Source organism: Ralstonia insidiosa (genome assembly GCF_008801405.1).
In the GTDB taxonomy this organism is placed as follows: domain Bacteria; phylum Pseudomonadota; class Gammaproteobacteria; order Burkholderiales; family Burkholderiaceae; genus Ralstonia; species Ralstonia insidiosa.
In genome coordinates this window covers 975,946-990,575 of sequence record NZ_VZPV01000002.1, presented here as the reverse complement: position 1 = coordinate 990,575, position 14,630 = coordinate 975,946, and the positions used below count along the sequence as shown (strand labels likewise).

16 protein-coding genes are annotated in these 14,630 nt (G+C 61.5%); 1 reads left to right on the top strand and 15 read right to left on the bottom strand.

Annotated elements, in window-relative coordinates; all coding sequences use genetic code 11:
• Window positions 1–27: 27 nt before the first annotated feature.
• The 15 genes from F7R11_RS21340 to F7R11_RS21270 form a co-directional block, all read right to left on the bottom strand.
• The gene (locus tag F7R11_RS21340; protein WP_064808043.1) at window positions 28–1,695 is read right to left on the bottom strand and encodes a gp53-like domain-containing protein; all 1,668 of its coding nucleotides are present in this window, start codon (window positions 1,693–1,695) and stop codon (window positions 28–30) included.
• Window positions 1,696–1,763: 68 nt separating this feature from the next.
• Window positions 1,764–2,432 carry a hypothetical protein gene (locus tag F7R11_RS21335; RefSeq protein ID WP_064808044.1) on the bottom strand — a complete coding sequence of 223 codons (669 nt, stop codon included), beginning with the start codon at window positions 2,430–2,432 and terminating at the stop codon, window positions 1,764–1,766.
• Complete coding sequence (locus F7R11_RS21330; protein ID WP_064808046.1) at window positions 2,432–3,562, bottom strand: baseplate J/gp47 family protein; 1,131 nt, start codon at window positions 3,560–3,562, stop codon at window positions 2,432–2,434. Before F7R11_RS21330 ends, F7R11_RS21335 begins: the two co-directional genes overlap by 1 nt.
• A gap of 5 nt (window positions 3,563–3,567) precedes the next feature.
• Window positions 3,568–3,948 carry a phage tail protein gene (locus F7R11_RS21325; RefSeq protein WP_082932949.1) on the bottom strand — a complete coding sequence of 127 codons (381 nt, stop codon included), beginning with the start codon at window positions 3,946–3,948 and terminating at the stop codon, window positions 3,568–3,570.
• Window positions 3,945–4,613: a phage baseplate assembly protein V gene (locus F7R11_RS21320; protein WP_064808048.1), complete on the bottom strand. Its 669-nt coding sequence runs from the start codon at window positions 4,611–4,613 to the stop codon at window positions 3,945–3,947. The genes F7R11_RS21325 and F7R11_RS21320 overlap by 4 nt, the downstream gene beginning before the upstream one ends.
• Window positions 4,610–5,701 (bottom strand): phage late control D family protein, encoded by a 1,092-nt coding sequence (locus tag F7R11_RS21315; RefSeq protein WP_064808050.1) that lies wholly within the window; start codon window positions 5,699–5,701, stop codon window positions 4,610–4,612. Before F7R11_RS21315 ends, F7R11_RS21320 begins: the two co-directional genes overlap by 4 nt.
• 54 nt (window positions 5,702–5,755) lie before the next feature.
• Window positions 5,756–6,712 carry a hypothetical protein gene (locus F7R11_RS21310; protein WP_064808052.1) on the bottom strand — a complete coding sequence of 319 codons (957 nt, stop codon included), beginning with the start codon at window positions 6,710–6,712 and terminating at the stop codon, window positions 5,756–5,758.
• Complete coding sequence (locus tag F7R11_RS21305; RefSeq protein ID WP_064808054.1) at window positions 6,705–8,477, bottom strand: phage tail tape measure protein; 1,773 nt, start codon at window positions 8,475–8,477, stop codon at window positions 6,705–6,707. Before F7R11_RS21305 ends, F7R11_RS21310 begins: the two co-directional genes overlap by 8 nt.
• 35 nt (window positions 8,478–8,512) lie before the next feature.
• On the bottom strand, window positions 8,513–8,908 hold the full coding sequence (locus F7R11_RS21300; RefSeq protein ID WP_064808056.1) for a hypothetical protein: 396 nt from the start codon (window positions 8,906–8,908) through the stop codon (window positions 8,513–8,515).
• A gap of 163 nt (window positions 8,909–9,071) precedes the next feature.
• Window positions 9,072–9,431, bottom strand: coding sequence for a hypothetical protein (locus F7R11_RS21295; RefSeq protein ID WP_064808058.1), 360 nt, complete (start codon window positions 9,429–9,431; stop codon window positions 9,072–9,074).
• Complete coding sequence (locus F7R11_RS21290; protein ID WP_064808060.1) at window positions 9,431–9,862, bottom strand: hypothetical protein; 432 nt, start codon at window positions 9,860–9,862, stop codon at window positions 9,431–9,433. Before F7R11_RS21290 ends, F7R11_RS21295 begins: the two co-directional genes overlap by 1 nt.
• Before the next feature lie 66 nt (window positions 9,863–9,928).
• Window positions 9,929–11,461 (bottom strand): phage tail protein, encoded by a 1,533-nt coding sequence (locus F7R11_RS21285; RefSeq protein WP_064808063.1) that lies wholly within the window; start codon window positions 11,459–11,461, stop codon window positions 9,929–9,931.
• Between the two features lie 124 nt (window positions 11,462–11,585).
• Window positions 11,586–12,422: a hypothetical protein gene (locus tag F7R11_RS21280; protein WP_064808065.1), complete on the bottom strand. Its 837-nt coding sequence runs from the start codon at window positions 12,420–12,422 to the stop codon at window positions 11,586–11,588.
• A gap of 328 nt (window positions 12,423–12,750) precedes the next feature.
• Window positions 12,751–13,176 (bottom strand): hypothetical protein, encoded by a 426-nt coding sequence (locus F7R11_RS21275; protein ID WP_064808067.1) that lies wholly within the window; start codon window positions 13,174–13,176, stop codon window positions 12,751–12,753.
• Window positions 13,177–13,314: 138 nt separating this feature from the next.
• On the bottom strand, window positions 13,315–13,602 hold the full coding sequence (locus tag F7R11_RS21270; RefSeq protein WP_064808069.1) for a hypothetical protein: 288 nt from the start codon (window positions 13,600–13,602) through the stop codon (window positions 13,315–13,317).
• A gap of 202 nt (window positions 13,603–13,804) precedes the next feature.
• Here F7R11_RS21270 and F7R11_RS21265 point away from each other — a divergent pair, with 202 nt between their 5' ends.
• The gene (locus F7R11_RS21265; protein ID WP_064808071.1) at window positions 13,805–14,575 is read left to right on the top strand and encodes a S24 family peptidase; all 771 of its coding nucleotides are present in this window, start codon (window positions 13,805–13,807) and stop codon (window positions 14,573–14,575) included.
• Window positions 14,576–14,630 lie beyond the last annotated feature (55 nt).

Below are 14,630 nucleotides of genomic sequence, written 5' to 3'. Positions count from 1 at the left end.
TTGGGGATGCGAAGGCTAGCGCGGTTCTCAATATCCCAGCGCCATCCACCAGGTACCAGTCGGTGAACCATTTGTGCCACGCAGAAGAAGTGATGTTCTTCCATTGAGCGTAGCAGCAACATATCCCTCGGCCGCTCCGCCTGGATTGTGACCAGAGGTAGCGACGACGAGTAGCGAGGAGTTCGGGAATGCAATGGGCAGCGTGACGGCAGTGTCTCCGCTGCTGCTTGTCGACACGACACCCCACTGCAAGATCAAACCACTCGGTAATCTCTGGTATCCGGGGGTCTGCAGCGATGCGCCAAACAGCGCTGAAGACGGAAGGGCTGCCGTCCCACTTTCGGCATACCACCCTCCGGCCGAATTGGAAACGAGCACCACGGTGTCACCAACATTCATCGTGAAGCCATAAACCCCCGTTCCCGAGGCGGCCCCAAGGTAGATGGTGTCTGACGAGCTACCGCGCTGAATAAAGTTGCCGCCGGAATTCGAAATGATGAAAAACCGCGTTCCTGTGGGAACAGAATTCGCGGGTGGTAGCGTGATCGTAAAACCGCCAGGATTTCCGATATAAGTGTAGTTCATCAAATCCGTGGCAACCAATGTCGTACTAGCGGAAATCCCCTTGAAACCTGAATAGAACGACCCCGCCGACCGCACAAACGCCGTCGTCGCCAACTTCGTACTGTTATCAAACAGCGGCGGCGTCACCCCTGTGGTCAACGTCTGCCCAGCACTCACCCAACCATTCACGCCGTTCGATACAAACTGCACGGCCTCGCCCGGATTGAGCACCAGGCTGTTGGCACCACTGCCTTGTCCAAACGCAAGCGTGTCGGCGCCGCTACGCGTCACAGTGGTCGAACCACTCGCCTGCATGTAGGCAACACAAACACTCGTGCCATTCGGGCAGTTGGCTGCCGGCGGCAGCGTGAGGGTCTGGCCAGTGGCCGTCACGTTCATCAGTGCACCCAGAGCAGCCGTGGTTAGCCCGGTTGATGTTGCAACGTTCTGAATGCTTGAAAAGCGCTCGCCGATCCCTGCCAGGAAGCCGCCCGTCGGTGCCGTAGGCACATTCGGATAGGGAGCAATGCCGGTGTTCGTAACCGTGCTTTGCCCGTTGGCAACCGTAATGACCGCCAACCCAACATACCCCGCCGTCACCGCCGGCGTGACCTGCGTATTGGTAGGCGCGGCGGTGCCGGCCACCAACTGAAGCGAGACCTGACCGGCGCGGGTAGTCGGCTGCGACGTGCCGTTACCGCCAGGGCCGTTGAACGCCTGCGACGGGTTGGCGCTGTTGTAGTACGGCAGCACGACGTTGTTGACGTCGTTATCCAGGTAGGCCGCCTGAATCAGGTAGTTCTGGCTGTAGCCGGTCGTGGCAGGTGCGGTGAGCGTGAAGGACTGTGCGTCCATCAAGATGCCCTGCTTCAACAGGCTGTGCGCCGTATCTTGCGGCAGCGCGCTGTATGGCGTGCCGTCAAGGTTAGCCTGCTGGTAGATCTGCCCGGGGTTGATGTTGACGCTCATCGAGGCAGGCGAAGTTGGCACGCAGCCCAGGCCCGAGACCACGGTGGACGTGCCGAACAGATCGGCACACAGCTTTGCCAGCGCGATCATGGCCTGCCGATTGGTGTTGAGCAGGTCCGTGGTTTGCGGCACTTGGCCGCTGTAGACAATCTGACGATCCAAGACTGTTCTCCAAAAGAAAAAGCCCGGCGTGTTGCCGGGCTGTCGGTGGGAAAGAAAGGCGCGTGCGCCTAGGAACTGATGCGTGTCCAGACGATGGATGCTGCCGGTCGCACGGATTCGATAGCGGCGTAGATGTCAGCGTCGGACACGGTGTTGCTGCTCATCGACAAGTCGGCGTACTCGCCTTGCGACGGCACGCTGTAGCCAGCCGGAACCTTGTCGTAACCCGCCACATTGGGGATGCCGCTGCCGAACGGCCGATACGCCAGCACGAACGCCTGGTAGGTCAACGACACCTGGCCGTACGCACCCGCCCGGTCATAGCCGCAGTTGGGGGCATCGTAGGCACCGCAATCTGCAGGGCGGTTCGGCTCGATGATCGTCGGAGGACGGCCTGTCAGGTCTGCCAGCACCCGCACGATGGCATTGCGCGTACCGCGTTCGCGGAACAGGTTGGCGACGATGTTGGCGCGAAACGACGCATCGGACTGCCCGCTCTTGCGCTGGACCGACAAGCCGAAGAAGTCCGCCGCGATCATGTCGAGCCAGCCGTCCGACGACGTCAGGATGCGCGTCTGCTGTTTGGCATAGGCATACAAGCCGTAGACGTACGCGCCGCTGTACGCCAGCCCTTGCAGCAGGGCATTGATGACGGGCGACTGCGCGGTGTCGCCAAACCAGCGCGGCAGATAGCCACGCAGGCGCGTGAAGATGTCTTGTTGGTCACCTGTTGCCATTACGACACCGTGATGGAGTTGAGGGTGGTCTTGATCACCTGCAAGCTGCTGGCCGGCAGATCCGACGTACCGCCGTTGAGCAGCGTGCCTGTGACGTTGATGACCGCAGGCGACGCGTCATACGCCACCTGCACCAGGCGGGAATACGTGAGCGTGGTACCCAACGGCAGCGTGTTGATGTAGTTCAGCAAGGCTGTTTGCACCTGGGCCGTGATGGTCTGGTGCGTGTATCCCGGCGCGGTCGCAATCGTCATAGCCACCGTGGCGTTAATCACCACCGGCCCGTACACATAGAACGTGCTGGTCAACGGCCGCACGGCATCCACTGCATTGCTCACACTCGACAACAGCGTAGACGGGGGTGAGCCCGTGCCGTCATCCACGATCACGATGAACGTACCGTTCTGCTGCAGCCCTGCATACGTCTGGTTCTCTAGAATCGCGTACGTCAGCCCTTGCTTGACGCTGGCGATGGCCGCGCCGATGGCGGTCTTGGTCGCCTTCGACAAGCTGGCCACATACGCGATGAATCGCGTGCGCAGCGCACCGTCCGATTCCGCATCGGCACCGTTGACGAACGCGGCCGCGTTGATGACCGTATCGACACCGGAGATGGCACCCACGATGGTGGAGACCGCGCCCGCCACAGCATTGCCGGCCACGCCCGCCACCAATGCCCGCACCGGTACCGTCACGCCGGCCGCGCCTGCTGCAATCACGTAGCCGCCTAGCGTAGCGTTGTAGGCCGGGTTTTTTGTGTCGATCACCACGTTGAACTGCTGCGTGCCGTCACCGGTTTGCACGACGGCCGTGAGCGGCACCAGTACCTGCTGCGTGGTCGTGAAACGTGAGAACGTCACGTTGCCGGTGGCGGGCACTGCAGCGAGGCGGCTCAGGCCAAAGTCGGCCATCCACGAATCGAGATGGGCCCCGCTTGAGGTAGAGGCCCGCGTAATTGCCATGACTTGCAGGATCAACCCCTGCAGCCACACCGTGACCGCTGCGTTGGCTTCAACGACAGCGCGCAGCACGGAGCCGACCGTCAGGTCGACCAGCACCTTGGCATAGCCCTGGATGGCCGCCACCTGGTTGCGCACGAGCGTTACCCAGTCTTGCGTCTGAATGGACATATGGATCATTTGCTCACATTGAATTGAAGAGACACCGGCTCACGCGTGACGGAGCTGGTGTACAGAATTCGCACGCTGACGCCGCCAGTGATGGCGCTCACATCCACCTGAGGCTCGGGCGACTGTGCAACACCGGCTTCCAGCACCAACTGCGTGCGGATCAGGCCGCGCAGCGCGGGGATGTCGAGCGTCTCGCCAATCTTTTTCGGCAGGCCCGCGCCGTAATCGGTGTGGAAGATGTAGTCACCGGGGTTGGTCACCAGACGCCGCACGATGCGCTGCTGCGTGCGAAGATCCGCGCTGGCAAGGCCGAGATCGCCCGTGGGTGAGACACCGATGTCGTCCCCCACCCAATGGTTCACGTCGTTCAGAAGTTGCTGTGTCATGCCACGCTCCCCGTGTTACTGGAACCGGACTGCACGCCGGTGTGACGGTGCGTGTCGTCAATGCGGTGGCCATTGGCCGACACCTGCCCGCTGAACTGCGTATTGCCACTGATGCTCATCGAGTTGCCGGAGCCGTTGTTGCCGGACACTGCCATCCCCGCCTGGCCGGTGATGGTCTGCGTCACCAGTAGCGTGCCGTCGATCTGCATCGGGCCGCTGTGGTTCCACTGCGGCGCCTGGCTGGTGAGCGTCCCCGCGCTGATGAGCGTGACCGTGCCGTCGTTGTGGAACTGCAGCTTCGAGCCCGATGCATGCGAGAGGAAGAACTCGCCTGACTGCGCACCGGTCGGCCGCGCCTGGTCACTGAACAGGCGCGCGCAGATGTAGCCGTTCTCGATGTCGCCGCCCAGAAACTGCACCGCCACCTGATCGCCCGGACTGACCGGCGCATCGATGCCCCAGCCATTGCCGACCCAGGCAGAGGCAACAGGCATCCAGCCGGTCAGCGAGCGCGCTGGGTCGGTAGGATCTTCAGGTTGAAGGCGTACGCGCGCCGAGGCCGTACCCGCGTCGTAGCTGGTGACGATGCCCATGCGGTTCTCCGCGCGGTTCGACTGCGCCATCATCGCGGCGAGCACCATCTGATTGCGTAGTTGTTGAATCATTGGCTCGTGTCCTTGTTGATGTTCTTGGCGGAAACGTCCATCACGTAACCCTCGCCCAAGCTCATGCTGCGCGTGATGCTGTCGATCAGGTAGTCCTGGTCGAAGTTCGTGCCGGTGCCGGTCAGGCGGATGATGTCGGTGGGCGAAAGGAGCTCGTCCGCAGGCAGGCGGGCACGCAGCTTCATCTCGTGCTGTGCAACCTCGTCGTGCTTTTGCTTGGCCAGCCGCTGCACGCCGGCCTGGTCCAGACCATTGCGTTGGACCGTGTGCGTCGGCTTTTTCCCTTTGCCACCGTCCGGTGCGTTGCTGTAGCGGGCCACGAACGATTTCCCTTGCTTCGCGTGCCAGGATTTCGCCTCGACCGTTACGCCCTTCGCCACGGTCAGGTCACGTGACAACTGCAGGCTTGACACATTGGCGGCAGGATTGCCCCTCTCATCGCGCCCCCAACGCAACTCGTAAGGCAGCACGGGGCCCTGTAGTCGCGGACCGAAGTACAGCGTCTTGCCACTCACGGAACAGACGAATCCCTCTTCACGTGCCAACGCTGCAAGCAAGTCCCACTCCGTGCGTTGCGTCGTGAGGCTCACGTTGTCATGCGCGTACTGCTTGCCGATCAGTCGCTTCGTTTCCGGGCCGACGGTTTGCAAACCATGTGCCGTTGCCAGTGCTGCAGCAACCTTCGATGCCGTCATGTTCTGAAATAGCAATGTCACCTGCTCATCAATGAACAATGCAGTCAGGTCTCGGCCGCTCAGTGTGAGCTGGGCTGACACTGGATCAAACTCGACGCTATCCACGCGGCCGTAGATCCGGCTTTGCAGGTTGCTTTCGTCGTACTGAAGCGGGTTCTTTGGAAAGCCGGCGAAGATCTCCACCAGCAAGTCCAGCTGACTGGAGAACCAGTTCGCGTCGCGATCAGGCGGCAAGGCACTGGCCGCGAAGGTGACCTGGAACGTATCCGCCTGCTCGTACGAGTTGCTCTGGATCGACCAACTCACACAGGCGGGTGCGCGTTCCCCACCCACCTTCACGACAGTGCACGGCTGGCGCACCTCGGGTACTACAGGTAGCGTGTTCAGGCTCATATATAAAAGCCCCGCAATGCGGGGCTGTAGGATTGATAAAGACGGTGGAGCGAATTACTTGTTCGGCAAACCGCCGGCGTTGTCCTTGTTTGGCGGAACGATCAGCGTCTTGATGCCTTGCACCAACGGGTCCCACGCAAGCTCTGGATTGGCCTTGACCAACGCTGTCCAAGCCATTGCGTCGTCGTACTCCTTGGCCGCCATCTTCATCAGATCGCCACCCGCTACGACCACATGCTTGGCACTCTTGTAAACGGACGCGATATTCGTCTGCATGCGGCCCGCGAGCCGATCAAGCTGCACCAGAACCGGCAGACTCAACGCCGAGTTGATCTGGTTGTTGAGCTTCGTCACCTGCTGCGCGACCGGGTTGTTCGGCAAGATGCCGCCCAGCGTTGCCACCTTCATCAGATCGCTGTTGGTGGAGGCCACCAGCTTCTGCACACGATCCCGAACCGCTGTGATCTGCTGCACCACGTTGCTGAGCGTCGACTGTGCCGCATTGGCAAAGCTTGCCACGCTGTCAATCGCCGAGTTGACCGAGCCCATCAAGCTGGTGAGCGTGCTGTCGCCGATGGAACTGACCAAGTCGGATGCGGTGGCGGCGTCGGCCTTGATCTGGCTATCGATACTTTGGTCATCGTTCTGTGGTTTGGGTGCCGCACTCACAACCTCGCATGCAATCTTGTACGGGATCTTGTAGAAGCGCTGGAAATCCGCATTGAACTCGCGCACAACAACCCAGTAGTACAACTCGGACCACTGCAACAGCAACTTCCGGCCACCGATGCGCAGATCGTCGAGTTGGCGAGCACGCGCCAACGCGTCTTCACCCAGCAGCCAGCCGGACCATTCAACGGGTCTGCCGAAAGCGCCCATCGAGTCGACTACGCGCGTACCACCCACCAAGTCATGCATGGCGAGCTTCTGCGTCCCGCCAAACGGGATCGTTTCAGGCACCTCCAAATCCTTGAACTGGAAGCTGTCAAGCTTGAGAGCGAAGTCAGACATAGTTATATCCCGACGGCGACACATGCATGCCGTTGTTGAAATCGCTGGACCCTGCAAGAGGACGTGCCAGTTGAACATCCATCTGTTTCCAGACCACCTGCCCGACTGAGCGTCCGTCCATGGTCACATCCCCTTTTAGAACAACAGGCTTCGCATCTGGGACCTTGACAGCGCTACCGACCGGATTGCGGTTGTGGCCCTCGTTTGAATAGGAGGCAGCATGATCACGAGCGACGGAGTCTGTGTAGGCACCCTTAAGCTTATTGTCGATCTGATCAACAACGCCCCCAAGATTGAATCGTTGCGCGAAGGAGCGAACCGCGTCGACAACGTACTGTATGAACGTCTGGACGAGGGTGAGTGGAATCGCTGCGATTCGGCTCATGGAATCCCACGCCTCTTGCACTCCAGCTTTGATCTTGTCGAAGATCGGCGCCACATGCTCCCAGAGCATCGCAACGACGGATTTGATCCTGTCTAGAACTGGCTGCACGTACTCCCAGATTCCCGCAGCGACAGTTTTGACCCTCTCGAAGAGCGAGAGAAGATGCGTCCAGAGCCACTTGGCTCCGTCCTTCAATAGCTCGAAAGCGCCGAGCAATCTTGGTTTGATCTCGTCCCAGTTTTTGTAGACCACGAACGCGAGGCCGGCGATGGCAGCAAGCGCCAGCGTCACCGGTAACGTCATTACGCCGATCACGCCCACTACCGCAGTCATTGCAGCGCTAAGCGCCGCACGGAGCGCCGCACTAAGTGCTGCACTGATGACGGTACCCATCGTATTCATCACCATGCCCATCACGGACATAGTCGCTGGGAAGATCACCCTTAACGCGCTGATTGCCGCGCCAAATTGCAGAGCAACACCCGCCACCACCGCCATGCCGGAAAGCAAGCCTGCCAACCCCAGAAAGACTTTGGTCAAAGTCGGATGCTCTTTCGCAAACTGCGTCACGCTCTGAAGCAATGCATTGAGCTTCTCCAAGCCGGCAATCGCCACCGGAAGGATGTGCTCACCCAGCGTCAACTGAAGGTTGGCAAGCTTCGCTTGATACTCAAATTCCAAGGCCTGCATGCTCGGCTTTCCCGCGCCGGACGCGCTCGCCGCGGTTCTAGGCGATGCGATCGACTTGATGTAGTCGTCCGACGTCGCCGTTCCATTCGTAGCGACGTAGGTCTGACGCATCGAGTCCAGCACATCCGTCACCCTCTGCGGGGCGATCAACCCGGTATTCGGGTTCGTTATGGCGCCACGCAACTGCTGGGTCTTCAGTGCGGACAGCGCGCTCTCTTCAAACTTGCCGCCAGCTTCGGCACTCATGACCGCCATCACGCCGGACTTCGCCTGCGCAAGCTGCGGCATCACCAGCTTTGCTTGGTCAAAGCTACCAAGCACCGCCGTGGTCTCACGCAAGAGCTTCAAGTTGTCGAGGGACGATTGCCCCATGACATTCATGCTCTTGGCGAATTTGTCAGCCTGGGATGCCATCGCGTCACCCGGCATGACTTGGCTGAAACGCTGAAGCTCGGTCTGGTACTGTTTGGCCGCATCCAACGGACCTTCAAGCATCTTGAAGCCCTTGGCGCCCGCACCAGAGAGCACGCCTCCGGCGTCAATCATCTTGCCGATCTTGTCGAGCCGCGCTTTCAGCGCGTCCGCGTCCAGATTGAGGCGATTGAAGTGTCCCGCCAGGGTCATCAACCCGCGCGAAACGTTATCCACTAGCGCAATCTGTATCCCGATCTTGTAAGCATCGAGGCTCATAGGGAATCCTTATTCGTCTGTTGAGGCCACCGATCTCACGAGTGGGTCGTTGCAATGGGGCGGCCCGCCAGCACCGCCGTCACTGCGTCACCCACGCTCTTTTGCACATCGTCGGCACGCTCGAGCGCCACCGCACCCAGAAACGGATGCGGTGGCGCCTGCGCACTGCCGAGCTCCTGGACAACCGCCTGATCCGAGTTGGAGCCGATGGCCGCCTCCAATGCCTTGACCTCGTGGCTGATCGAGTCAAGCAACGCGGCCACATGTGCGGCACTGGAGATGCCTGCGGCCGCCGCGCTTTCCACTGCCTTGGCGCGGGCTGCCTGCTCCATAGCCACAGCGGCTGCTTCCAGCCCCTGCGACAACGCAGCCGGCACCCGCGCCTCCAGCTCGCCCAAACGACGCACCATCTCTGCAAGCGATAGATTCATTCGCGCTCCTTGAAAGACATCGTCCTCAGATCAAACTCAGCGCCATGAAACTCACTGCATTTGATGGCCATCGCCTGCCGCATGGTGTCGTCCAGTGAAAACGCCACGTCGAACGGAACACCGTTATGCACGAGCCACATCGCCTCGTGAAACGGGCCGTTCGTCAGGAGTTTTTTAGCTCAGACTCCGGCGTGGCAACGTTGATGAAGCTGGCAGCCACGCCGCGCTGTGCAGCTTCGTTGCCCTCCTCACCCAGACGCTGATACAGCGCACGTAGTTGCGCTTCGGAGGCCGGCGTCGGCACCGGTTCGCCATCAATGGCGGACACGAACTTCAGGTGCGCGACCTCGGCCAGGTAGAGCATGTTCAGCTCGCTGCCGCCTGCGGCCTTGGCAAAGTCCAGGTTGGCCAGCGGGCTCGGTTTGCGCAGCGTGATCTTGCGGCCCAGTGCATCGTCGACCACCACTTCTTTCGCGGCGGCCTTGATGATCTGTTCGGATGGGGTGATGGTCACATGCGTCATCAGGACACCTTGATGCGGCGCGAAGCCACGAAGTTGACGGATTGCTTGATGGTGGCGTCGCCCGCACGGTTGCCGGCGTCGGCCAGCGTCATGAGCACGCCGTCGTAGCGGAACTGCGAAACCGAGCCGTTGGCTTCCTGAATGGTTTCGTAGATCTGCGCGGGCGTTTCGTTCACGCCGGCGTAGTAGCCAGCTTCGAGCTGGGCGAAGTAGTTGTCGAGCGTGGCGTCCTGGCGCTCCACGTCAAACGAGCCCGACCAGCCGTCGAAGAAGCGCACGTGGTCAGTGATGCCGTCCAGGCGCTTGACGCGCACGTCGGTCACATCCTGCTTGCTCTTGAATGCCGTGATCTTGTTCGGTTGCAGCGTGCCGTTTGCGGTCTGGATGACCAGCGTGTAGTCGCGACCGACGGAGTAGCCTTGAATCGGCATGGTGTTGTTCTCCAAAAAGAAAAGGCCCCGCGCACTGCGGAGCCAGAGGATGGGTTGAATGCTGCGTTACTGGTTGTTGGTCGAAGTGCGGATCACCGTGGCCTGCGAGCCTTCCACGTTCACCAGGAACTTCTCGATGACCGACAGGTAGACCACCTTCACGTCGGCCTGCATGTAGCCGAGCGCCACGCGGTTCATCGGGTTGTTGTTCGCATCGATCTGTACCGAGAACGCCGGGCCGCCGTTGACCGCGCCGATCATGCCCTGCTGCTCCATCGAGCTCAGGAAGTTCGACAGCGTGGCCGCCGCCTGCGCACGCACCGTGGCCGACTGCAGTTGGCCAACGTACTTGCCCATGCCGGCATTGATGGTGCTGGCGATGTAGTTGGTCATGCGCGTGTAGTTGTCGCCCTGCGTGAGCGCGTTCGAGCTGGTGTTGTGGCCCGCGCGGCAGCCGAAGTACGCACCGCCCGGCACCGGGTTGGTCACCACGTCAATGCCGGCCTGAATCAGCGCCTGCAGTTCGGCCGAGCTGTAGCTCTGGTTGGCGAACGTCTTCTGCGTGCCGACCACACCGTAGATCGGCTTGTTCAGGCTGCTGTTCTGCGGCGACAGGTTGGCCAGCAGGCCCGCCACGAAACCTTGCGGCGACACCAGGCGCGTCACGCCGTTCACGGTATCGAGCCAGTACACCCAATCGCCAAACAGCAGCTTGAAGGCGTACGAATCGATGCCGGCGGTGCTCTTGGCGGTGACGGCGTTGGCGATGGTGTCGCCGCTCGGGCCTACGCCGATCATGTAGGTGCCTTCCGACAGACCAAACGCAACCTGCGTCGGCCAGGTCGTCGCGTCGGCGCAGTCGGCCAGCATGGCGATCGACACGCCCTGGTTGCGCAGCGCGTACATACCCTTGCGCGGCACGGTGTCCTGGCCCAGCAGCACAGCACCGTTGATGGTGGCCGCGCCGTCAGTGCCGCCGGTCAGGGTGAGCGTGGCTGCCGTTGGTGCAGTCGTGCCGGCACCCGCGCTGGCGGTGATGATTTGCGAGGCACCGCGCATGACGCTCACGCCGTTATTGATGGCGTTGGCGATGGCGCCCCACAGCGCATTGCCGGTCTGGCCTGCGCCGATGTTGTCGAACACTTCTGGTGCCAGCGCGGGCGCGGCCACGGTCACCTTCCACGTGTTGGCCGCCGAGCCAGCCGACAGCGCCACCGTGACGGTGTTGCCGAGCGAGCCCGTGTACTTGGCGGTGAACGTGATGCCGTTGGTCTGCGCAATCACGGTCGCCGCGGTATCCGTGCCATCGGTCACGCGCACGCAGCGGAAGTTGTTGGCGCCTTGCTGGACCACCACAGCCACGGCGGTACCCATGTCATAGGTGCGGTTCTGGATCGCGCCGAATGCCTGGGCGTACATGGCCATGTTGCCGATGAGAGTCGGCGAGTTGACCGGGCCCCACGTGGCGGTACCCACCACGCCGAGCACGTTGGTCGGCACACCATTGAGCAGGGTGACCTGCGGCGGAACAATCTGGACGTACAGGTCCGGAACGATGAGAGCAGTCGTATTGATGCTGCCCTGCTGAACGATCGGCATGCTTGCCTCCAAAGAAAACAAAAATGACCGCTCAAAGGCGGCCGCACATGAAAAAGCCGCCCAAAGGGCGGCACGGGTTGGTGAACTGCTACTGCAAATACGCTAGGCTGTTTCAGCCCATCACTTACTCAACAAGGGTGCGTACAGGAAACTGCGCGCCCATCGACGCGCCCGCCGTCACGTTCTCCACACCCGTCGCGATCTGGTAGGCCGTGTCAGTCACGATGGTCGAGTACTCGACGGCATAGCGCAGGTCACGCCGGTAGATGAGATTGGTCGGGTCATCGTGCTGTAGCCCGCGCTTGTAGCGCAGCGCGGCGCCTTGGTCCGGCAACGTCAGGCGCACCAGGCCCGAGAGCACCGCGTCGACCTTGCCAGCGATCAGGTCACGTGGCGCGGCGGCATTCGCCCACGTCGAGAGGAGGAACGTGCGCTCCTGCCGGCGCGTCTCGCGCTGCACGGTGCCGATACCGCCCACGCGCGGCGAGATATAGGTCGCGCCCGGAATGGTGATCGACACGCCAGTCGCAGTGGCCGGTTGGTCCACTGCCACCAGCGTCGCCAGCGCCGTTGCGATGCTCGCGGGCGTATCGCTGGCCTGCACCGCGTACACATAGGCGCGCCCATCGACCAGCAACACCACGTTCTGCGGCGTGCTGACCGTGCCGTTCACCATGACGGTCTGCCCCGCCAGGCTCAGCGCGAGCGTATTGGCCGGCGGCACAGACACCGTCCAGTCTGAGAACGCCGTGCTCCTGTGCCGCTGGTGGCTCGTCGTCGGGAAGATCGACACATGTGCCTTGTTGGCCTGCAGGTCGGTCTTCAGCTGCGTCATGTTGGGCCAGCCGCTGTACACCAGCACGGGGTTGCCCGTGATCGACGGTTGGCTGCTGCCGTTCGGATAGACCACACCCGTGACAAGCGTGACGAGTGCGTTGGAAACATCGGAGAGATCTGCCATAAGACGAGCGCCTTCATCGATGCGCAAAGCGAGGCGCGATCGATCGAGTGAGTTGCATCAAGGAGTGAGTCGCCTCAATCGGATCGTCACCTTGCAGTGACATCGAGGCAGGTGTTGCGTGTGCAGGAACGAAGCGCAGAAACGAAAAAGCCCGCTGCATGGCGGGCTGTCTTCTTCACTGCATCTTCGCTTCGTTTGGGTAAGTCAATGCACCCCAGTGGGGTGCATGTCTCGGTTTGAACCGGTTACGCCGCGAGGGCAATCGAACATCTGGGAAACAGAATACGAAGGGGATATAAACGGTGCAAGGGGTCTGCGAAAAAAATTTTCAGGCGAACATCGGCGCCGCTGCAGCAGCACGTACGGCCTTCACCATCTGCACGCGCGCAACCTCTGAATCGATGACGTGCGACATGATCGACTGCGCCTTCGCAAGGCGTACCTTCCAGTGCCTGAGCGTGTGCGGCGAGGCGCCGTACTTGCGCACAAGGATGCGGCACACCATCTCCGCCGGCATGCGATGCACGTAGTGATACTGCAGCAAGCGCTTCGCAACGGGGTCGGCAATCTTCTGCCAGGCACGCTCCACCAGCCAGCCGTCGTTCACGTCGATCGTGATGATGGCTTGCGGTGCACCGCTGTCAGCATCGCGCATGGCGACGGCCAAGCGTGCCCACGATGCGCAGTACTGTGGTTGCCAACTCGGATCACGCACCACGCGGCCCCAATTCTCCAGACGGTCTTCAATTCCCATATCCCTGTTCCTCGTTTGTTCAGTGTGTGTTGATTGCCGCGGTAGCGGCGGTGCCCATTGCTGGTGTCGATATCGCTGGGCGTTGTGCGCCTTGGCCGCCGCTGTTTGCAACGGCCAGCGCAAAGACGTGCTTCGCGCCTACTGGAACAGGCGCACCTGTGCAGGCGCCATGCGCACGGATTGCACCCAGCGGCCCGTGGCGTTGCATTTGCGTTCCTCGGCCAACTCCAGCCGCTTGGCGGCGATCAGCTCGCTGCGGCGCGCAGAGACGCTGGACTTCTCAATGCGCAGCGCCAGCGCAATTTCAGCAATCGTGGCGGTGCCAACGCGGGCCACGTAGTCGGCAATGCGATCGCACTGCAGCTTGGCCGTTGACGTGGTGCGGCCACGTCGAAAGGCATCCATCGAAGTTTCGGTGACGGTCATGGGAAGAGGCTCCAGTCGGCGCACATCGGCGCGCGGATTGAACAAGATTCGGATCGGCCCGGGTGCGGGCGTTGGCGGCCCGGTAACGCAGTGGGTGAGGGGCGGGAGACAGGCCGATGGGTTGTAATTTAGATTATTCTAAACTACGATGTCAAGACACTTCTAACCCATGGCTTAGAAATTTCTTGCTCTAATGCGCCCCATGGACATCTACGACAACCGCCGCCAGTGGCTTGCCCACTGGATCCAAACCCTCGTCAACGGCGATCGCGCCGAGTTCGAGCGCCAATACGGGTACTCCCGCTCGCAGGTGGCGCAGTTCCTGTCGCGCACCTACCAGGACGGCCGCAGCATTGGTGATATCGCTGCGCGCCGGCTGGAGAAGAAGCTGGGGTTTCCGGACCGCACGATGGATGCACCGTTCTCCGAGACTGCCGCGCAAACCGTGGGTGGTGTGGATGACGGCGCCCCCGTATCGGCGCAGAGCAAGGGCTTTCCTGCCCGCCCCATCACCACGTACGACAGCCTGGATGAACTGCCCACCGAGTCGACCATCCTGATCACGCACGTGGATGTGACGCTGTCCGCCGGCAATGGCCGCGAAACCTGGCACATCGAAGAGAAAGAGCCGCTGCCCTTCCAGGCCGACTACATCCGCCGGCTGGACGCGAGCCCCAAGAACCTGGTTGCCGTCAAGGTGCGGGGCGACAGCATGGAACCGCGCCTGTTTGACGACGACACCGTGGTGGTCGACAAGGCCGACAGACGCATCCCCACCGGGGGTGGCGTGTTTGCCCTAGTCTACTGCGGAGAGATGCTGGTCAAGCGCTTGTTCCGCCTGCCTGACGGGTCGATCCGCGTGGTGAGCGACAACAAGGAGAAGCACGATCCGTTCATGGTGCCCCCTGAGCAGCTTGAGCACATCGACATCGTTGGCCGGGTCAAGTACCGGTCAGGCATGGGCGATTTTTGAGCGCGCCCACCCCCTTACCCAACACCTGCAAACCCGCTTCGGCGGGTTTTCTTAT